This is a genomic window from Pseudomonas sp. BC42 (assembly GCF_021560055.1).
GTDB lineage: Bacteria > Pseudomonadota > Gammaproteobacteria > Pseudomonadales > Pseudomonadaceae > Aquipseudomonas.
The window spans coordinates 1,643,643-1,661,742 of sequence record NZ_CP091067.1; the positions used below are offsets into that span (position 1 = coordinate 1,643,643).

The 18,100-nt window shown below is 66.0% G+C and carries 20 protein-coding genes; 16 read left to right on the forward strand and 4 right to left on the reverse strand.

Going from position 1 to position 18,100, the window contains the following annotated elements:
* Nucleotides 1-5: 5 nt before the first annotated feature.
* From kdpC to L1O02_RS07795, 4 genes are read left to right on the forward strand one after another with little or no spacing between them, the layout of a single operon-like run.
* A complete protein-coding gene (gene kdpC, locus L1O02_RS07780; protein ID WP_235759754.1) occupies nt 6-689 on the forward strand; it encodes a potassium-transporting ATPase subunit KdpC in 684 nt (227 codons plus the stop codon).
* A gap of 12 nt (nt 690-701) precedes the next feature.
* Nucleotides 702-2,774 (forward strand): potassium-transporting ATPase subunit KdpB, encoded by a 2,073-nt coding sequence (gene kdpB / locus L1O02_RS07785; RefSeq protein ID WP_060840644.1) that lies wholly within the window; start codon nt 702-704, stop codon nt 2,772-2,774.
* 59 nt (nt 2,775-2,833) lie between these two features.
* Entirely contained in the window at nt 2,834-5,527 is a 2,694-nt protein-coding gene (locus L1O02_RS07790) for a sensor histidine kinase KdpD (protein WP_060840643.1), read from the forward strand.
* On the forward strand, nt 5,524-6,216 hold the full coding sequence (locus tag L1O02_RS07795) for a response regulator (protein ID WP_060840642.1): 693 nt from the start codon (nt 5,524-5,526) through the stop codon (nt 6,214-6,216). The genes L1O02_RS07790 and L1O02_RS07795 overlap by 4 nt, the downstream gene beginning before the upstream one ends.
* Here the strand turns inward: L1O02_RS07795 and L1O02_RS07800 are convergent.
* Nucleotides 6,195-6,347 (reverse strand): hypothetical protein, encoded by a 153-nt coding sequence (locus L1O02_RS07800; RefSeq protein WP_164990749.1) that lies wholly within the window; start codon nt 6,345-6,347, stop codon nt 6,195-6,197. The genes L1O02_RS07795 and L1O02_RS07800 overlap by 22 nt on opposite strands.
* Nucleotides 6,348-6,569: 222 nt before the next feature.
* Between L1O02_RS07800 and L1O02_RS07805 the strand changes: the two genes are divergently transcribed.
* Nucleotides 6,570-7,073 carry an N-acetyltransferase gene (locus L1O02_RS07805; protein WP_235759755.1) on the forward strand — a complete coding sequence of 168 codons (504 nt, stop codon included), beginning with the start codon at nt 6,570-6,572 and terminating at the stop codon, nt 7,071-7,073.
* A gap of 71 nt (nt 7,074-7,144) precedes the next feature.
* Here L1O02_RS07805 and L1O02_RS07810 read toward each other — a convergent pair whose 3' ends face one another.
* Nucleotides 7,145-7,630 carry a GNAT family N-acetyltransferase gene (locus tag L1O02_RS07810; RefSeq protein WP_060840640.1) on the reverse strand — a complete coding sequence of 162 codons (486 nt, stop codon included), beginning with the start codon at nt 7,628-7,630 and terminating at the stop codon, nt 7,145-7,147.
* A gap of 184 nt (nt 7,631-7,814) precedes the next feature.
* Between L1O02_RS07810 and L1O02_RS07815 the strand changes: the two genes are divergently transcribed.
* The 4 genes from L1O02_RS07815 to L1O02_RS07830 all read left to right on the forward strand — a co-directional run bounded on the left by L1O02_RS07815 (nt 7,815) and on the right by L1O02_RS07830 (nt 10,429).
* Entirely contained in the window at nt 7,815-8,249 is a 435-nt protein-coding gene (locus L1O02_RS07815; RefSeq protein WP_060840639.1) for an SgcJ/EcaC family oxidoreductase, read from the forward strand.
* Between the two features lie 67 nt (nt 8,250-8,316).
* The gene (locus tag L1O02_RS07820) at nt 8,317-8,661 is read left to right on the forward strand and encodes a YciI family protein (protein WP_060840638.1); all 345 of its coding nucleotides are present in this window, start codon (nt 8,317-8,319) and stop codon (nt 8,659-8,661) included.
* A 26-nt stretch (nt 8,662-8,687) separates the two neighbouring features.
* Nucleotides 8,688-9,179: an SRPBCC family protein gene (locus L1O02_RS07825; protein WP_235759756.1), complete on the forward strand. Its 492-nt coding sequence runs from the start codon at nt 8,688-8,690 to the stop codon at nt 9,177-9,179.
* Complete coding sequence (locus L1O02_RS07830; protein ID WP_060840636.1) at nt 9,179-10,429, forward strand: RNA polymerase sigma factor; 1,251 nt, start codon at nt 9,179-9,181, stop codon at nt 10,427-10,429. Before L1O02_RS07825 ends, L1O02_RS07830 begins: the two co-directional genes overlap by 1 nt.
* A gap of 54 nt (nt 10,430-10,483) precedes the next feature.
* Here the strand turns inward: L1O02_RS07830 and L1O02_RS07835 are convergent, their stop codons facing one another.
* On the reverse strand, nt 10,484-11,338 hold the full coding sequence (locus tag L1O02_RS07835; protein ID WP_060844398.1) for a LysR family transcriptional regulator: 855 nt from the start codon (nt 11,336-11,338) through the stop codon (nt 10,484-10,486).
* A gap of 89 nt (nt 11,339-11,427) precedes the next feature.
* Here L1O02_RS07835 and L1O02_RS07840 point away from each other — a divergent pair, with 89 nt between their 5' ends.
* The 5 genes from L1O02_RS07840 (at nt 11,428) to L1O02_RS07860 (ending at nt 15,539) form a co-directional block, all read left to right on the forward strand.
* A complete protein-coding gene (locus L1O02_RS07840; protein WP_060840634.1) occupies nt 11,428-11,862 on the forward strand; it encodes a multidrug/biocide efflux PACE transporter in 435 nt (144 codons plus the stop codon).
* Nucleotides 11,863-12,051: 189 nt separating this feature from the next.
* Nucleotides 12,052-12,660 (forward strand): paraquat-inducible protein A, encoded by a 609-nt coding sequence (locus tag L1O02_RS07845; protein ID WP_060840633.1) that lies wholly within the window; start codon nt 12,052-12,054, stop codon nt 12,658-12,660.
* Complete coding sequence (locus L1O02_RS07850; RefSeq protein ID WP_060840632.1) at nt 12,660-13,274, forward strand: paraquat-inducible protein A; 615 nt, start codon at nt 12,660-12,662, stop codon at nt 13,272-13,274. The genes L1O02_RS07845 and L1O02_RS07850 overlap by 1 nt, the downstream gene beginning before the upstream one ends.
* A complete protein-coding gene (locus L1O02_RS07855) occupies nt 13,267-14,958 on the forward strand; it encodes an MlaD family protein (RefSeq protein WP_060840631.1) in 1,692 nt (563 codons plus the stop codon). The genes L1O02_RS07850 and L1O02_RS07855 overlap by 8 nt, the downstream gene beginning before the upstream one ends.
* The gene (locus tag L1O02_RS07860; protein ID WP_060840630.1) at nt 14,955-15,539 is read left to right on the forward strand and encodes a PqiC family protein; all 585 of its coding nucleotides are present in this window, start codon (nt 14,955-14,957) and stop codon (nt 15,537-15,539) included. Before L1O02_RS07855 ends, L1O02_RS07860 begins: the two co-directional genes overlap by 4 nt.
* 325 nt (nt 15,540-15,864) lie before the next feature.
* On the opposite strand, the gene L1O02_RS07865 is transcribed toward L1O02_RS07860, so the two are convergent.
* Nucleotides 15,865-16,782, reverse strand: a complete 918-nt coding sequence (locus L1O02_RS07865; protein WP_060840629.1) for a LysR family transcriptional regulator — start codon at nt 16,780-16,782, stop codon at nt 15,865-15,867.
* Nucleotides 16,783-16,981: 199 nt separating this feature from the next.
* On the opposite strand from L1O02_RS07865, the gene L1O02_RS07870 reads away from it, so the two are divergent.
* Nucleotides 16,982-17,740: a 5-oxoprolinase subunit PxpA gene (locus tag L1O02_RS07870; protein WP_235759757.1), complete on the forward strand. Its 759-nt coding sequence runs from the start codon at nt 16,982-16,984 to the stop codon at nt 17,738-17,740.
* A 108-nt stretch (nt 17,741-17,848) separates the two neighbouring features.
* Nucleotides 17,849-18,091: an acetyl-CoA carboxylase gene (locus L1O02_RS07875; protein WP_060840627.1), complete on the forward strand. Its 243-nt coding sequence runs from the start codon at nt 17,849-17,851 to the stop codon at nt 18,089-18,091.
* Nucleotides 18,092-18,100 lie beyond the last annotated feature (9 nt).

Sequence of the window (18,100 nt, forward strand, 5' to 3'; positions counted from 1 at the left end):
TTGTGATGACTACGCAAATGCAAACCCAAGGCACCACTGTGGTGCTGTTCAAGGGCCTGTTGCGCCCGGTGCTGGTGGCGGCAGTGTTCTTCATGCTGCTGACCGGGCTGGCCTATCCGCTGGCGACCACGGTGCTGGCCAACCTGCTGTTCCCGTTCCAGGCCCAGGGCAGCCTGGTGCAGCGTGACGGCCTGGTGGTGGGCTCAAAGCTGATCGGTCAGTCCTTCAGTCGCCCGGAGTATTTCCAGGGGCGCCCGAGCATGACCCTGGGCAGCGATCCGCTGGACCCGAGCAAGAGCGTGCCCCAGCCCTACAACGGCGGGGCCAGTGGTGCCAGCAACCTGGGCCCCACCAGCCAGAAGCTGGTGGACAGCGTGACCGCGCGGGTCAGCGCCTACCGCCAGCTCAACGGCCTGGCGGCGGACATTCCGGTGCCGGTGGACGCGGTGACCGCTTCGGCTTCCGGCCTGGACCCGCACATCTCCCTGGCCAACGCCCAGCTGCAACTGAACCGGGTGGCCCGCCTGCGCAACCTGCCGCTGGCCGAGCTGCAGGCGCTGCTGCAGGCCCACAGCGAAAGCCGCACCTTCGGCCTGCTGGGCGAGCCCCGGGTCAATGTGCTGCAACTCAATCTCGCGCTGGATGCCCTGGCACCCGTGCCTGCCTCGCCCCTTGCGGTCAGTGAGTAAGAGATACCGATCATGAGTAAGAACCCTCGTATAGCGTTGTTCGACCGTGGGCTGCTGTCCACGGCGTGCCTGGATGCGGTGAAGAAGCTGCTGCCCCAGGCGCAGTGGAAGAACCCGGTGATGTTCGTGGTCTACCTGGGCAGCATCCTCACCACCCTGCTGTGGTTCCAGTCCCTGGGCGGCGAGGGCGAGGCCTCCAGCGGCTTCATCCTCAGCATCACCCTGTGGCTGTGGTTCACCGTGCTGTTCGCCAACTTCGCCGAAGCCCTGGCCGAGGGCCGCAGCCGGGCCCAGGCTGCGAGCCTCAAGGGCATGAAGCGCCAGACCCTGGCCAAACTGTTGCAGCAGCCCAGGCATGGCGCCGCCTGGCTGCCGATGGCCGCCAGCGAGCTGCGCAAGGACATGGTGGTGCTGATCGAGGCCGGCGACCTGGTGCCTTTGGATGGCGAGGTCATCGAAGGCGTGGCCACGGTGGACGAGAGCGCCATTACCGGTGAATCGGCGCCGGTGATCCGCGAGGCCGGGGGCGACTTTTCCTCGGTCACCGGCGGCACCAAGGTGCTGTCCGACTGGCTGGTGGTGCGCATCAGCGTCAACCCCGGCGAGTCGTTCCTGGACCGCATGATCTCCATGGTGGAATCGGCCAAGCGCCAGAAAACCCCCAACGAGGTAGCCCTGACCATTCTCCTGGTGGGGCTGACCCTGCTGTTCCTGCTGGTGATCGTGACCCTGAGCCCGTACTCGATCTTCGCCGTGGCCATGAGCGGCACCGGCAGCGTGATCAGCGCCACGGTGATGGTGGCGTTGCTGGTGTGCCTGATCCCCACCACCATCGGCGGCCTGTTGTCGGCCATCGGCGTGGCGGGCATGAGCCGGATGATGTCGGCCAACGTCATCGCCACGTCCGGGCGCGCCGTGGAAGCGGCGGGGGACGTCGACGTGCTGCTGCTGGACAAGACCGGCACCATCACCCTGGGCAACCGTCAGGCCAGCGCCTTCCTGCCGGCCCCGGGGATCAAGGACAGCGAGCTGGCGGACGCCGCGCAACTGGCTTCCCTGGCCGACGAAACCCCGGAAGGCCGCAGCATCGTGGTGCTGGCCAAGCAGAAGTTCGACATTCGTGGCCGCGACATCGAGGCCCTGGGCGCCAGCTTCGTGCAGTTCAGCGCGCAGACCCGCATGAGCGGCGTCGACCTGCCGGAGGGGCGCAGCATCCGCAAGGGCGCGGCCGATGCCATTCGCCGGCACATCGAAGCCCTGGGGGGCAGCTTCCCGCCAGCCTTGCAGGCCAAGGTCGATGAAGTCTCGCGGCGCGGCAGTACGCCGTTGGTGGTCAGCGACGGCGCCCAGGCCCTGGGCGTGGTGGAACTCAAGGACGTGGTCAAGGGCGGGATGAAGGAGCGCTTTGCCGAACTGCGGCGCATGGGCATCAAGACCGTGATGATCACCGGCGACAACCGCCTGACCGCAGCGGCGATTGCCGTGGAGGCCGGGGTCGATGACTTCCTCGCCGAGGCCCGTCCCGAAGACAAGCTGCAACTGATCCGCGACTACCAGGCCAAGGGCAAGCTGGTGGCCATGACCGGCGACGGCACCAACGACGCCCCGGCCCTGGCCCAGGCCGACGTGGCCGTGGCGATGAACAGCGGCACCCAGGCGGCAAAGGAAGCGGGCAACATGGTCGACCTGGACAGCAACCCGACCAAGCTGATCGAAGTGGTGGAAGTCGGCAAGCAGATGCTCATGACCCGCGGTGCCCTGACCACCTTCAGCGTGGCCAACGACGTGGCCAAGTATTTTGCTATCGTACCGGCCGCGTTCGTCGCCACTTACCCGCAGTTGGCGGCGCTGAACGTGATGCACCTCAACAGCCCGAACTCGGCGATTCTCAGTGCGGTGATCTTCAACGCGCTGATCATCGTGTTCCTCATCCCCCTGGCGCTCAAGGGGGTGAAGTACCGATCCATCGGTGCGGCGGCCCTGCTTAACCGCAACCTGCTGATCTATGGCCTGGGCGGGGTGCTGGTGCCCTTTGCCGGGATCAAGCTGATCGACATGCTGCTGGCCGGGCTTGGCCTGGTCTGAGGCAAGGACTGACAATGCGGCGCTCCCCGGAGCGCCGCATTGTTCATTTAAGGAAGCTCATGACTGTGCTCGATGCGAGTTCCCCGCCCCGCGACGGGCGTCCCGACCCCGACGCGCTGCTGGAAAAGCTGCAGCAGGATGAACAGGCCGCCCAGCGCGGCAAGCTGCGGATCTATTTTGGTTCCAACGCCGGGGTCGGCAAGACCTGCGCCATGCTCACCGCCGCCCGCAGCGAAGTGGCCCTGGGCCGCGACGTGGTGGCCGGGGTGGTGGAAACCCATGGCCGGCGGGAAACCGCCGAGCTGCTGCAAGGCCTGGAGGTGCTGGAGCGTCACCGCCTGATGCACCGCGACTACGCCTTGCCCGAATTCGACCTGGACGCCGCCCTGGCGCGGCGTCCCGCGGTGCTGCTGGTGGACGAGCTGGCCCACAGCAACGTCCCCGGTTCGCGCCACCCCAAACGTTGGCAGGACGTGGAGGAACTGCTGCGGGCCGGGATCGATGTCTGGACCACCCTCAACGTCCAGCACCTGGAAAGCCTCAACGACATCGTCAGCGGCATCATCGGCATCCGCGTGCGCGAGACGGTGCCCGATCACCTGTTCGACGAAGCCCACGAAGTGCTGGTGATCGACCTGCCGCCGGATGACCTGCTGCGCCGCCTCAAGGACGGCAAGGTCTACATGGGGCCCCAGGCCGAGCGCGCTTCACGGCATTTCTTTCGCAAGGGCAACCTGTTGGCCCTGCGCGAACTGACCCTGCGTCGCACCGCCGACCGGGTCGATGCGCAGATGCGCGACTACCGCCGCGAACGCTCGATCAATGCCCTGTGGCCGGCCCGCGAGCGCCTGCTGGTGGGGGTGGCCGGTGATCCGGCGGACGAACGCCTGGTGCGTGAGGCCGCGCGCCTGGCGCAGAAGCTCGAAGCCGACTGGATGGTGGTGCACGTGGCCTCGGCGCAGCGCCGCGGCCACGGCTCCAGCCGTTATGCGGCGGCGATGAAGACCCTGGCCCTGGCCGCCGAGTTCGGCGCCGAAACCGCGACGCTGCCCGGCCTGGACGTGGCCGAGGCGCTGGTGGCCTGTGCCCGCGAGCACAATGCCAATCGCCTGGTGCTGGGCCATTACCCGCGCAAGGTCTGGCAGTTCTGGCACCAGTCGGTGAGCGACCGGATCAGCCGCCAGCATCCGGAAATCGATCAGATCGTGATCGCCAACGGCCCCTTGAGCCGACGCCCGGTGCCTGCGGACAAGCCCGAGGCCGGGCTGCCACCGAGCCGCGCGCCGGCCTACCTGTGGGCCAGCCTTGCCTGTTTTGCCGCCACCGCGGTGGCGGCGCTGCTGCTCCAGGTGTTCGACCCGGCCAACGTGGTCATGCTGTTCCTGCTCACCGTGGTGCTGGTGGCGCTGCGCTTTGGGCGCGGCCCGGGCGTTTGGGCGGCGATGCTGGCGGTGTTGTGCTTCGACTTCTTCTTCGTCCAGCCGGTGTGGTCGTTCACGGTCAACGACACCCAGTACTTCTTCACCTTCGCCCTGATGCTCGGCATTGCCCTGATCACCGGCCAGCTCACCGCGCGCCTGCGCCATCAGGCGCGCACCGCCGCCGAGGGCGAGCGCCGTGCCACTTCCCTGGCCGGGCTGGCCCGGGAGCTGTCGGCGGCGCTGACCGAGGAGCAGATCTGCGCCGTGGCCCTGCGCACCTTCAGCGGGGTGTTCGAGGCCCGGGTCGGGCTGGCGCTGCCGGACGCCGACAATCGCGTGCGCGCCCTGAGCGCCAATGTCCTGACCATCGACGAAAGCATCGCCCAGTGGGCCTATGACCACGCCCAGCCGGCGGGGCGCGGCACCGACACCCTGGCAGCCGCCAAGGGCTGCTACCTGCCGCTCAAGGCGCCGATGCGGGTGCGTGGGGTGCTGGTGCTGGAACTGGCGGATGCCGAACGCCTGGCCGAACCGGAGGAGCGGCGCCTGCTGGAGGCGTGCATGAGCCAGCTGGCGATTGCCCTGGAGCGCGTGCATTACGTCGAAGTGGCCCAGAGCACCGTGGTGCAGATGGAGGGCGAGCGCATGCGCAACACGTTGCTGGCGGCGATCTCCCACGACCTGCGCACGCCCCTGACCACCATCATCGGCGCCGCCGACGCCGCCTTGCCCCACGCCACCGAGGGCCCGCTCAAGCCCCTGCTGGCGGGTATCCACGATCAGGCCTCGTCCATGCAGCGCCTGATCGAGAACCTGCTGGACATGGCGCGCATGCAGGAGCGTGGCGTGCGTCTCAAGCGCCAGTGGAACTCCCTGGAGGAAATTGTCGGCAGCGCCCTGCGCCAGTTGCGCGAGCCGTTGGCCAAGCATCAGTTGCGGGTCGTCATGGCGCCGCAGTTGCCCCTGGTGGAAGTGGACGCGCTGCTGCTGGAACGGGTGCTGGTGAACCTGCTGGACAACGCCGCCAAGTACACTCCGGCCGGCACCCTGGTGCAGATCAGTGCCCGTCAGGTCGACCAGCAGATCATTTTGCAGGTCAGCGATTCCGGCCCCGGCTGCCCCAAGGGCAGTTCCCCGGACAGCCTGTTCGAAGCCTTCAGCCGCGGCCAGCAGGAGTCCGCCGTGGCCGGCATCGGCCTGGGCCTGGCCCTGGCCAAACGCATCGTCGAAGCCCATGGCGGGCGGATTGAGGCCCAGCCTCACGCCGACGCCGGGCTGAGTTTTGTCATCACCTTGCCGGCGGGACAACCGCCTTCCCTGGAAGCCCTATGAGCAGCCCACGCATCCTGATCGTCGAGGACGAAGCCAATATCCGCCGCTTTGTCGGCATTGCCCTGGAGGACGAAGGCTTCCAGGTGTTCGAGGCCGACAGCGTCAAGCGCGCGCTGATCCATGCCGCCAGCCGTCAGCCGGACCTGGTGATCGTCGACCTGGGCCTGCCGGACGGCGACGGCAAGCAACTGATCAGCGAACTGCGCGGCTGGCTGGCGGTGCCGATCCTGGTGCTTTCGGCCCGGGATCGGGAAGACGAGAAAGTCGCCGCCCTGGATGCCGGGGCCGACGACTACCTGGTCAAGCCGTTCGGCGTGCCGGAGCTGCTGGCGCGGATTCGCGCGCAGTTGCGCCGTCATGGCCAGAGCGGCGCGGCAGCGGCCACCAGCAAGGTGAACTTCGGGGTGATCGAGGTCGACCTGGCGACCCATGAAGTGCGCCGTGAAGGGCAGTTGGTGCACCTGACGCCAATCGAATACCGCCTGCTCTGTGCGCTGATCCGCGGCCAGAGCCGGGTCCTGACCCATCGCCAGCTGCTGCTGGAGGTCTGGGGCCTGGATTACGTCGACCGCGCCCATTACCTGCGGGTGCACATGGCCCATCTACGGCAGAAGCTGGAGGCCGATCCGGCGCAGCCCCAGCATCTGATCACAGAGTTGCAGGTGGGTTATCGCCTGGTGGGGCTCTGATCCCGGCGCGTGGCGCCGCTCAGGGATTTCTCGCCGCGGCGCCGCTCATGCACAAAGTCGATGTACAGGGTGATGCAGCCGAAGGTGGCGATGCCGAACAGCAGAAAAAGGCCGATCTGGATGTTGCTCATGGGGAAGGTCCTGTGGGCAAGACGCAGCACGACCGGCTCGACAGGGCCGGCCAGCAGGCGTCGGGGAGCTGATAGATAATCCCTGGGCGGCGTGCTTGCCAGGGTTTATATGAAAGCTTTACGGCGTCCCCGATGATCCCTATGCCCTGCATACGCCAGGCTCGGCGCGGCGCCACTCTTGCTAGAATCCGCCACCCTTCACCGACTTCAGGTTGCCGCCCCATGACCGCTTCGAACCCGCTGATCCGCACCGTACTGCCCACCGACCTGGACCGTTGCTTCGCCATCGAAACCCTGGCCTACGAAGGCGACGAAGCCGCGACCCGGGAAAAGATCGCCACCCGCATCGCCACCTGGCCCGAGGGTTTTATCGTCGCCGAGGTGGACGGCGTGGTGGCCGGCTTCATCAACGCCGGCGCCACCTTCGAGGTGCAGATGGCCGATGAAGCCTTCAAGGAACTGATCGGCCACGACCCGGCCGGTTCCGAAGTGGTGATCATGTCGGTGGTGGTGCACCCGGACTTCCAGGGCCTGGGCCTGTCCCGGCAATTGCTGAACGCCTTCATCGCGCGCATGGGCCAGATGGGCAAGGCGCGTATCCACCTGATGTGCAAGGAGCGCCATGTGGCGTTGTACCAGCGCTTCGGTTTTGTCTACGTCAAGGCGTCGGCGTCGGACCACGGCGGCATGGCCTGGCATGAGATGGTGCTGAGTCTTACGCGCTGATGCCGTGAAACCGTCGGTTTGATGAAGAGAAACGCGGCGGATCTGGATCGTTCCTGGCCCACTCGGGTCACTCAGAACGCCAGCACCATCCGCCGCTCATAGCCGATCCGGCCCTTGCAGGCCTCGCCGTTCTCCACCCAGCCCAGCTTGCGGTACAGCCTGAGGGCTGGCTGGTTGTCGCCGTCCACCGCCAGGTTCAAGCCCTTGAGCCCGGGCCACTGTTGGCGCGCGGCGGCGGGAATGGCTTGCAGGCAGGCCTGGCCGAAGCCTTGACCCTGGAAGCGCTGGTCCACTTGCAGGGCGTGCAGGCTGGCGCTGTCGGCGTCGGCCCAGGCCGGCAGGCAGGGCGGGCGCTTGAGCAGCACAAAGGCCACCGGCCGCTCGTCGCTGAGCAGGGCAAAGCCCTTGATCGCCCCCTGGGGCGCATTGACCAGGGAGTGCAGCGCGCCATGAATGTCCCCGCTAAACGCCTTCTGTCCGGGCCGCACTTCAAGCTCCAGCAAGCGCGCATGCTGGTGGCTGTCGAGCTGTTCATAAGGCACGAGGCGTGTGGTCACGGGCAGGGCGATCCGGTCGGGAGGAGGGGGCGGATTCTAGCGATTTTGTGCAACGGGTAAATTTTTTTTCTGTGGCTTGTCGATTGCGCGAATGGCCAGGCGACTAAGGGTGAACCGAACAGCCAGGGCCCGGTGTGCCGGGGCTGTTCAACCGCGGTTGATTTCACTCACGAGGAGTTTGGCCATGCTCAATCCATCCAACGAAGCGCAGGTGCGCAGCCTGATCGACCATTGGCAGCAGGCAGTGGTGGCCCGGGATATCGAGCGCATCGTCAGCTATTACGCCGATGACATCACCTCCTTCGATGCGGTCGGGGCCTTGCAGTTCAAGGGCAAGGCCGCCTATCGCGCGCACTGGGAGGCGTGCATGCAGGTTTGCCCCGGCCCGGGCATCTTCGAGTTCCACCAACTGCAGGTGCGGGCCGACGAAGACTTGGCCTTCGCCCACTGGCTGGCCCATTGCGGCGGCACCGACGCCGAGGGCGTGACCAAGGCCTGCTGGATGCGCGTCAGCGCCGCCTATCAACGTCGCGACGGCCAGTGGCAGGTGGTGCATGAGCACTGGTCGGCGCCGTTCGACATGCTCACCGGGACCACCCGGTTCGACCTGCAACCCTGAACAGCGAGCGGTTCGCCAAAGTGCAAAACAGCGACCATAGTTGCTCAGCCCGAGTCCGGAGGTGCCCATGAAATACCTATGCCTGGTCTACAGCGACGAGCGCTTGCTGCACAGCCTGCCCGACAGTCCCGAGGATGCCGAATGCCTGGCCTATGCCGAGTCGGTGCAGGGCAGTGGGCGGATGCTCGCCGCCGAGGCGCTGCAATCGGTGCAGTGCGCCACCACGGTGCGCATGCGCGGCGGCAAGCTGTCGATCACCGACGGCCCGTTCGCCGAAACCAAGGAACAGCTGGCCGGTTTCTACCTGATCGAGGCCCGGGACCTGAATGAAGCGATCCAGGTCGCCGGGCATATTCCGGCCGCCCGGGTCGGCAGCGTCGAAGTGCGTCCGGTACGTGAATTGAAGCCCTGAACATCCCCCTGAACAGGAGTTTTTCGATGACATTCCCAACCGCGGGCCGCAGGTCCGCCGAGCATGAACTGTCGATCAGCCGCTTGATCGACGCACCGCGCAATACGGTATTTCGCGCCTGGACCGAGCCGGCCTTGCTGGTCCAGTGGTGGGGGCCCCATGGCATGACCACCCCGGAGTGCGAAATGGACCTGTGGGTCGGCGGCCAGTTTCGTACCCTGATGCGCGCTCCGGACGGCAGCGAGTACCCGACCATGGGGGTGTTCCTGGAGATCGACGCCCCGTCGCGGCTGGTGTTTACCGATGCCTACCTGCCGGGCTGGATTCCTTCGGGCAAGCCGTTCATGACGGCGCAAGTGACCTTCGACGAGCAGGGCAACAAGACCCTCTACACCGCCCGTGCCATGCACTGGAGCGAAGCCGACCGCAAGGCTCACGAAGCCATGGGCTTTCATGACGGTTGGGGGCAGAGCCTGGAGCGCCTGGTGGCGCTGGTGACCCAGGGCCTGCCGGACTGATGGCCGAGCAAGACCGGGAGGCGCTGGCGGGGCTGGTGGCGCAGGTCTATCGCGAGCAGTCGCGGCGGATCCTCGCCACCCTGATCCGCCTGCTGGGGGATTTCGACCTGGCCGAGGAGGCGCTGCACGAGGCTTTCTTCGTGGCTGTCGAACGCTGGCAGGCCGATGGCGTGCCCGACAACCCCCGGGCCTGGCTGGTGTCGGTCGGCCGCTTCAAGGCGATTGACTCCCTGCGCCGACGAGCGCGCTTCGCGGCCTCCCAGGCGGCGCTGCTCAGCCAGTTGGAACAGCTCGAACAGGACGACTGGAGCGTCGAGGATGTGCAGGATGACCGCCTGCGGCTGATCTTCACCTGCTGCCACCCGGCATTGGCGGCGGATGCCCAGGTGCCATTGACCCTGCGCGAGATCTGCGACCTGAGCACCGAGGAAATCGCCCGGGCCTTCCTGGTCACCCCGGCCACCATTGCCCAGCGCATCGTGCGCGCCAAGGCGAAGATCCGCGACGCCGGGATTCCCTATCAGGTGCCGCAACTGAGTGAATTGCCCGAGCGCCTGGAGAGCGTGCTGCGGGTGATCTACCTGGTATTCAACGAGGGTTACTCGGCCTCCATGGGCGCCGAACTGACCCGAGATGAGCTGACCCGCGAAGCCATTCGCCTGGGCTACCTGTTGCTGGAGCTGTTGCCCGAGGCGGAGGTTATGGGCCTGCTGGCGCTGATGCTGTTGCACGAGTCACGGCGCACGGCGCGGATCTCTGCCACTGGCGAGTTGATCCTGCTGGACCAGCAGGACCGTTCGTTGTGGCAGCAGGACTTGATCGCGGAAGGTTGCGCCCTGGTGGAGCGCGGCCTGCGCAGCGGGCACGCGGGGCCTTATTGCCTGCAGGCGGCGATTGCCGCGGTGCATGCCGAGGCCGCGAGTGCGGAACAGACCGATTGGGCGCAGATCGTTGGTCTGTATGACATCCTGCTGCGTTTGCAGCCTTCGCCGGTGATCCGCCTCAACCGTGCCGTGGCCCTGGCCAAGCGCGATGGGCCGGCTGCTGGGCTGGAGCAAGTGGAAGCCATCCTGCAGCGTGGCGACTTGCAGGATTACCACCTGGCCCATGCCGCGCGGGCCGATTTCTGCCGGCAACTGGGGCATATCGCCGCCGCGCGCGAGTCCTACCAGCACGCCTTGGCCCTGGCCCGGCAAGGCCCCGAGCGACGCTTTCTCGAACAGCGCCTGGCCGAGCTCGGTTCCCGCTAGAGGCTGGCGATTCAGGGCTCCTGGCGGGGGCCGGCCAGGAGCCGGTGAATGCGGTCATTGCAGCATCCGCGCCAGCAACCAACTGCCCGCCGGACCCGGTGGGTGCAGGCGTGACCAGAGCGCGTCCACCGCCACGGTGCGTGGCCAGCCACGGACCTGCAGCTCCTGCAACCTGTCTGCGCCGAACCCTTCCACCAGCCAGCGCGGCAGGGGCGCCCAGCCAAAGCCGCCCTGGGCCATCTCCAGCAGCATCAGGTAGCTGGGGGCCGACCAGACCCGGCCCTGGCTCCGGCTCTCGTAAGGGTTGAGCACGGTCGCCAGGCGCAGTTCCCGGTGCTGGCGCAGGGCTTGTTCGTCGACCTGATCCCGCTCTGCCAGGGGATGGTTGCGCGACACGTAGAGCGACATTTCACCCCGTTCATCCAGGGTCTTGTGCTCCAGGTCCGCCGGGTAATCGTCCTGCTGCTCGGCAAAGGCGATGTGCGCCCGGCCGCTTTGCACCAGGGCGATCAGGTCCTCGCACTCGGCGATCAGGCATTCCAGCTCCAGGTCCGGATAGCGCTGCTCGAAGGCGCTGAGGCAGCTTTCGAAACGATCCGACTGGTAGGTGTCGGACAGGGCAATGGTGAGTTTGGCCTCGACCCCTCGGGACAGTTGGCTGGCGGTCATTTCCAGGCGGCTGGTGGCGGCGAGGATCTCTTCGGCGCGCTGCAGCAGCACGTGCCCGGCCGGTGTCAGCCCGGGCTTGCGGCTGCTGCGATCGAACAGCTGGACATCCAGGTCGATCTCCAGGCTCGCCACCGCCGCGCTGATGGTGGACTGGCTCTTGCCCAGCTTGCGTGCGGCAGCGGAAAAGGAGCCCTGGGTGGCGGCCTGGACGAACGCCAGCAGCACTTCATGTGAGGCCATGAACTATCGCCTTGATCGATGGTTATTGATTATCAAGTATCGGCCTGCTCCTGGATGATCGCCAGCACCTTTACTTCAGGAGTACGGCAATGAGCCTGCCTAAATCCCTTACCGAACGTATTTTCCAGGCGGTCGCCTTTGAGCTGCTGGCGGTGTCGATCTGTACTCCGCTGCTGTCCTGGATCATGGACAAGCCCATGGTCGACATGGGCCTGGTGACCCTCGCCATCGGCCTTCTGGCCCTGGGCTGGAACGTGCTGTTCAACGGTCTGTTCGATCGTTTGCTCAAGCGTCTGGAGCTTGAACACACCGCCAGGACCCGGGTCCTGCATGCCTTGCTGTTCGAAGGCGGGCTGGTGGCCTTCTGTGTGCCGCTGATTGCCTGGTGGCTGGATATCAGCCTGTTGCAGGCCTTGCTCCTCGACATCGGCGTGTTGTTGTTCTTCCTGCCCTACACCTACCTCTACCACTGGGCCTACGACGTGCTGCGGGGCAAGTGGCTGCAAACGCGCCTGGCCCATTGAACGGGAGGGCGTCCCGGGATTGACCGCCTCCGCTGGCGGGCGGCGAAAATCTCCGGGGCGCCTATCATGGCGTAGACACCGGCGACGACGCAGCAGACAAAACTGGACACTGTCCTGATGTTTTTCTGAAAATATGCGCCAGCAGGTTCGAGTCACTGAACCTGCCGCCCTCCCGACTATCTGAAGACCATGACTATTTCCCGCAACTGGATCATCTGCGAGCACTGCGATTCGCTGTACGAATCGGTGCCGCTCGGCAAGGGCCAGGCCGCCCAGTGCTCGCGCTGCGGCGCGCTGCTGGCCCGCGCCCGTCACCTGAGCGTGCAGCAGCTGTTCGCCCTGTCGATCACCGCCGGGGTGTTATTCGTCTTCGCCAACCTGTTTCCGGTGATCAAGATCAGCCTCGAAGGCCTGAGCAACGAGGCGACCCTCTGGCAATCGGTCGAGGCCCTGGCTCAGGGGCGCATCAGCCTGATCGCGGCGATCACCGGCCTGACCATCATTCTCGCGCCCTGCCTGCAGATCATCCTGCTGTGCTGGGTGCTGGGCTTTGCCAACGTCGGCCGTGCGGCGCCGGGCTTCAAGGCCTGCATGCGGGCCCTGGAGCACCTGCGCCCCTGGAGCATGCTCGAGGTGTGCCTGCTGGGCATCCTGGTGGCCATCGTCAAGCTGGCGGGGATGCTCGATGTGCATCCGGGGATGGGCCTGTGGGCCCTGGCGATGCTCACGGTGCTGATCATCCTGATCTCCGGCAAGGACATCCGCTACCTCTGGGATGACCTGGAGGGCCGCTACTGATGAGTGCGCCGCCCTACGCCCGGGATTACCAACTGATGCTGTGCCACACCTGCGGCCAGGTCTGCCAGGACTTCGAACACCGCTGCCCGCGCTGCGATGCCGTGGTGCATGCGCGCAAGCCCAACAGCCTGGCGCGTACCTGGGCCTTTCTGCTGGCCAGCCTGATCTTCTACATCCCGGCCAACCTGCTGCCGGTGATGCACACCAGCATCTTTGGCAGCGCCAGTGAAAACACCATCATGAGCGGCGTGGTGGAGTTCTGGAAACACGGCTCCTGGGACATCGCCCTGCTGATCTTCATTGCCAGCGTGGTGGTGCCCTGCAGCAAGTTCTTTGTCCTCGGCACCCTGTTGGTGACCTGCCAGCGCCGCAGCCTCTGGGCCCAGCGCGAGCGCGCCAAGCTGTACCGCTTCATCGAGCTGATCGGCTACTGGTCGATGCTCGACGTGCTGGTGGTGGCCCTGGTGGCGGCCCTGGTGCAGTTTCGTGCCCTGAGCTCCATCGATCCGCGCATGGGCATTCTGTTTTTTGGTTTGGTGGTGGTGCTGACGATGTTGGCCGCCATGAGTTTCGATCCCCGGCTTATCTGGGACGCAGAGGTTGAAGATGTCTGAGCATCCAGGTTCCAACGCAGCAAATCCTCGGCCCGCGCCTGGTGCTCCGGCGCTGCGCACGCGGCGCTTCAATGTCTCGCTGGTGTGGCTGGTGCCGATCGTCGCGGCCCTGGTGGGGTTGTCGATGGTGGTGCACAAGTCGCTGTCGGCGGGGCCGGAAATCACCATCAGCTTCCAGACCGCCGAAGGCCTGGAGGCCAACAAGACCCAGGTCAAGTACAAGAACGTGGTGATCGGCAAGGTGACCTCCATCGCCTTGAGCGACGACCGCAAGAAGGTGCTGGCCAAGGTCGAGCTGGATCAGTCCGCCGAGCCCTTTACCGCCGACGACTCGATGTTCTGGGTGGTGCGCCCTCGGATCGGCGCCAACGGTGTTTCCGGGGTCGACACTCTGCTCTCCGGAGCCTTTATCGGCGCCGACGCCGGCCGCTCGGAAAAGCGCAAGGACAGCTTCAAGGGCCTGGAAACCCCGCCGCCCATCACCTATGGGCAGAAGGGCAAGCGCTTCACCCTGCACACCGATGACCTGGGCTCGCTGGATATCGGTTCGCCGGTCTACTACCGGCGCATCGAAGTGGGGCAGGTGGTGTCCTACCAGTTGGCCAACAGCGGCAAGGGCGTGGACGTGAAGATCTTCGTCAACGCGCCCAACGACAAGTACGTCACCACCGACACCCGCTTCTGGAACGCCAGCGGCGTCGACGTGACCCTCGGCGCCAACGGCCTGAAGGTCAACACCGAGTCGGTGTCGTCGATCCTCGCCGGCGGCATTGCCTTCGTCGAACCCAAGTACAGCCCCAATGCCCAGCCGGCCGAAGAGAACGCCGAGTACACCCTGTTCGGCGACCAGGACACCGCCCTGGCCCCGCCGGACGGCGCGCCCTATTACATCCGCATGCGCTTCGACCAGGCCCTGCGCGGCCTGTCGCTCAATGCCCCGGTGGAGTTCCTCGGGGTGAACATCGGCAAGGTGGTGTCCATGGACCTGGACTACGACGAACAGCGCAAGTATTTCCCGACCCTGGTCGGCGCGGTGATCTATCCCGAGCGCCTGGGCAAGGCCCACGAAAAACTGGTGAAACAGACCGGCGGCGAAGACGACGCGCGCTCGGCCAAGCTGATCGGCACCTTCGTCAAGAACGGCCTGCGGGCCCAGCCCCGCAGCGGCAACCTGCTGACCGGGCAGCTGTACATCTCCCTGGACTTTGTCGCCAACGCCAAGCCGGTGGCCTACGACGCGGCGGCGCGGCCGCTGGAGATCCCCACCATCCCGGGCAGCATGGACAAGTTGCAGGAGCAGTTGCAGGCCGTGGTCGACAAGATCAGCAAGCTGCCGATCGACTCGATTGCCGCCAACCTCGATGGCAGCCTCGCGCAGATGCAGAAGACCCTCAAGCAGGTCAATGGCGAGGTGCTGCCGCAGATGCGCGACACCCTGGAGCAATCGAAGAAGACCCTGGCCAGCGCCAACGAGAGCTTCTCCGAGGACTCGCCGCAGCGCCAGAAACTCAGCCAGGCCATGGAAGAAGTGCAGCGCACCGCGCGTTCGGTACGGGTGCTCAGCGACTTCCTCGGGCGTCATCCGGAAGCGCTGATCCGCGGGCGCCTCAAAGACAACCAACCGGATGCCTACCAGTCGCCATCCTCCTCTGTTCGCGAATCCGTACCGGAAGCCCAGCCATGAAAACCCGTGCCCTGTTGCTCTGCCTGACCCTGGGGCTGGCCGCCTGCAGTTCCGCGCCCACCCGTTACTACACTTTGCTGCCGCCGGTCGCCGAAGGCAGCGGCGCGGCCCGCGCTGACGGGCCGCAGTTCGAAATGTCCACGGTGCGCATTCCGGTGCAGGTGGACCAGCCGCAACTGGTGGTACGCCAGGACAGCGGCAGCCTGGCGATCCTCGAAACCCAGCGCTGGAGCGCGCCGCTGGTGGACGAATTCCACGATGCCCTGGCCAGCCAGATGGAGCAGAAACTCGGCACCCGCAACCTAGAAGGGCTGCCCAAGCAGCCCGGGCGTCCGGTGCTGTCATTGCAGACTGATGTGCGGCGTTTCGAATCCCTGCCCGGTCGCTATGCGCTGATCGATGTGGTCTGGAGCCTGCGCCTGCGGGGCGAGGGCGGCCCGGCCCGCAGCCTGACCTGCAGCAGCCAGATCCGTCAGCCGGCGGGTATCGAACTGAGCAGCCTGGTGCAGGCCCACCAGCAGGCCATCGCCCAGCTGGCCGGGCAGATCGCCGCCGCCGCGCAGCGCTGGACCTGTCCCTGAATCAGCCCTGTCGCCGCTGCCGCAGGCGGTGAACGGCTTGGGCGGCATTCCGATGCAGCAGAGGCCAGGATGCTGAGGCCGCTGCGGGTTTGGCGGGCGATCGTCAGGCAAGGCCCTGTGGGCCTTTTCGCAGCCTCGCCGGGGCTCGGCAGCGGCTACAAACCCTGTGTAGTCGCTGCCGCAGGCGGTGAACGGCTTGGGCGGCATTCCGATGCAGCAGAGGCCAGGATTTTGAGGCCGCTGTGGGTTTGGCGGGTGATCGCCGGGCAAGGCCCTGTGGGCCTTTTCGCAGCCTCGCCGGGGCTCGGCAGCGGCTACGAGGGGCTCAGCGTCGTGCCAGGTGTTGCTGGGGCGCGAGGAAGGCGTCGTGGAAGTAGGCACGCAAGGCCTGCATCGCCGGGGTGAAGGTGCGTTCGCGATGCCAGGCCAGCCCCACGCTCATAGGCGTGACCGCGTCGCTCAGGCTCAGGGTCTCGATGCGCTTGCCCTCCAGGGACCAGGGCCGGTGCACCAGGTCTGAAAGAATCGCCACGCCGCTGCCGTTGGCCACCATGCTGCGCACCGCCTCCACCGAGCTGGTGCGCACCCGCACGTTGGGCTGCTGGCCAGCCTGTTCCCAATAGCGCATGGCGCTCTGTTCGGCTTCGTCGACGGTGAGCAGGATGAACGGCTCCTGGGCCACGTCCGCCAGGCTGATGCTGGTGCGTTCGCACAGCGGATGGTGGGCCGGCAGCCATAGCCGGCGCTCGGAGTTGAACAGGGTCTGCGAGACGATGTCCGGGTGGGTCAGGTTGGCGGTGAGCACCACCGCCATGTCGAAGCGGCCTTCCAGCAAGCCTTGTTCGATGGCCTGGCGTTCCTGTTCATGCAGCTCGATGGTGACGTCCGGGTGCCAGTGCTCCAGGCGCTGCAGGTGGTGCGGCAGGAAGTAGCCGATCACCGTGTAGCTGGCCGCCAGGTGCAGCACGCCGCTGGCCCGGTAGTCCGGCAACGGGCTGTTCAGGGCATCCTCGACGCTGCGCAGAATCACGTAGGCGCGGTTGAGAAAGTGCCGCCCGGCATCGGTCAGGTTCATGCCCTGGGCCGAGCGCACGAACAACTGCACCGCGAGCATGGCCTCCAGTTCCTTGATCGCCGTGGTCACCGCCGACTGCGAAATGTTCAAGTGAATCGCCGCCTGGGAGATCTGCCCGATCTCGGCGGTGGCCACGAAATAGCGCACCTGGCGCAAGGTCAACGACATGGCCCATTCCCCTCTTGTCCTGTAGGAGCCGGCTTGCCGGCCAAGGCCATCGCGCGAACGCCGATGCCGTCACCTACAGCGCTGCCCGATAGTTTTATCTGTTTTTCAGAAGAAGCTCTATCTGATAATAGATCTTCCCAAGGGGTCAAGGCCGCTCTAATTTCTGTTGCACGAAGTCACAAGAGTTGGAGCAACAGTGATGCAGGCAGTGGATTTCAATTCGGACATGGGCGAGAGCTTCGGCCCCTGGACCATCGGCGATGGCGTCGACAACGAACTGATGGGCTTCATCAGTTCGGCCAACATCGCCACCGGCTTCCATGCCGGCGACCCCGGCACCATGCGCCGCACCATCGAGCAGGCCAAGCACCGTGGGGTGGCCATCGGCGCTCACCCGGGGTTTCGCGACCTGGTGGGTTTCGGTCGCCGGCACATCAATGCCCCGGCCCAGGAGCTGGTGGACGACATGCTCTATCAGCTCGGCGCCCTGCGTGAGCTGGCACGGGTGCAAGGCGTGAAGCTGCAACACATCAAGCCCCACGGCGCGCTCTACATGCATCTGGCCCGGGACGAGGAGGCGGCGCGGCTGCTGGTGGAAAACCTGCGCAAACTGGAGCCCGAGCTGCTGCTGTATTGCATGCCCAACTCGGTGATCTGGCACGTGGCCCGGGAACTGGGGCAGCCGGTGATCCGCGAGTTCTACGCCGACCGCGACTACGACCTCAGCGGCTCCATCGTGTTTACCCGCAATGTCCGCGCCCTGGACCCGACCGCGGTGGCGGCCAAGGTGCTGCGCGCCTGCCAGACCGGCCTGGTGCGCACCGTCGAAGGCGAGGAGTTGTTCCTCGAGTTCGATTCCATCTGCCTGCACAGCGACACCCCGGGCGCCCTGGACTTGGTCGAGGCCACCCGCACCGCGCTGGACCAGGCCGGCATCGAGGTGCGCGCACCGCGCTGAGCGCATCCACAGCCAGCCATCGACAAGAAGCACCGCGCACAGATGCGGGCCTCACCCGGGTTTTGAATTTTTGCCTGCCTTTCTACAACTATTCCAAAAGGAACAGACATGGCCGAACACAGTGTTATCACCCCCTTGCCGGGCACCTTCTATCGCAAGGCCACCCCTGAATCGGCGCCTTTCGTCGAGGTCGGCGACCTCGTCAGCGCCGATACCGTGATCGGCCTGATCGAAGTCATGAAGCAGTTTTCCGAACTGACCGCCGGGAGCGCGGGCCAGGTCAGCGCCTTTGCGGTGCAGGACGGTGATCCGGTGGAACCGGGTCAGGTCGTCGCGACGCTCAAGCAGTGAGGGCCGGGG

Coding starts and splice junctions, on each gene's coding strand:
- kdpC (WP_235759754.1), top strand. CDS start 6: ATGACTACGCAAATGCAAACCCAAGGCACCACTGTGGTGCTGTTCAAG.
- kdpB (WP_060840644.1), top strand. CDS start 702: ATGAGTAAGAACCCTCGTATAGCGTTGTTCGACCGTGGGCTGCTGTCC.
- L1O02_RS07790 (WP_060840643.1), top strand. CDS start 2,834: ATGACTGTGCTCGATGCGAGTTCCCCGCCCCGCGACGGGCGTCCCGAC.
- L1O02_RS07795 (WP_060840642.1), top strand. CDS start 5,524: ATGAGCAGCCCACGCATCCTGATCGTCGAGGACGAAGCCAATATCCGC.
- L1O02_RS07800 (WP_164990749.1), bottom strand. CDS start 6,347: ATGAGCAACATCCAGATCGGCCTTTTTCTGCTGTTCGGCATCGCCACC.
- L1O02_RS07805 (WP_235759755.1), top strand. CDS start 6,570: ATGACCGCTTCGAACCCGCTGATCCGCACCGTACTGCCCACCGACCTG.
- L1O02_RS07815 (WP_060840639.1), top strand. CDS start 7,815: ATGCTCAATCCATCCAACGAAGCGCAGGTGCGCAGCCTGATCGACCAT.
- L1O02_RS07820 (WP_060840638.1), top strand. CDS start 8,317: ATGAAATACCTATGCCTGGTCTACAGCGACGAGCGCTTGCTGCACAGC.
- L1O02_RS07825 (WP_235759756.1), top strand. CDS start 8,688: ATGACATTCCCAACCGCGGGCCGCAGGTCCGCCGAGCATGAACTGTCG.
- L1O02_RS07830 (WP_060840636.1), top strand. CDS start 9,179: ATGGCCGAGCAAGACCGGGAGGCGCTGGCGGGGCTGGTGGCGCAGGTC.
- L1O02_RS07835 (WP_060844398.1), bottom strand. CDS start 11,338: ATGGCCTCACATGAAGTGCTGCTGGCGTTCGTCCAGGCCGCCACCCAG.
- L1O02_RS07840 (WP_060840634.1), top strand. CDS start 11,428: ATGAGCCTGCCTAAATCCCTTACCGAACGTATTTTCCAGGCGGTCGCC.
- L1O02_RS07845 (WP_060840633.1), top strand. CDS start 12,052: ATGACTATTTCCCGCAACTGGATCATCTGCGAGCACTGCGATTCGCTG.
- L1O02_RS07850 (WP_060840632.1), top strand. CDS start 12,660: ATGAGTGCGCCGCCCTACGCCCGGGATTACCAACTGATGCTGTGCCAC.
- L1O02_RS07855 (WP_060840631.1), top strand. CDS start 13,267: ATGTCTGAGCATCCAGGTTCCAACGCAGCAAATCCTCGGCCCGCGCCT.
- L1O02_RS07860 (WP_060840630.1), top strand. CDS start 14,955: ATGAAAACCCGTGCCCTGTTGCTCTGCCTGACCCTGGGGCTGGCCGCC.
- L1O02_RS07865 (WP_060840629.1), bottom strand. CDS start 16,782: ATGTCGTTGACCTTGCGCCAGGTGCGCTATTTCGTGGCCACCGCCGAG.
- L1O02_RS07870 (WP_235759757.1), top strand. CDS start 16,982: ATGCAGGCAGTGGATTTCAATTCGGACATGGGCGAGAGCTTCGGCCCC.
- L1O02_RS07875 (WP_060840627.1), top strand. CDS start 17,849: ATGGCCGAACACAGTGTTATCACCCCCTTGCCGGGCACCTTCTATCGC.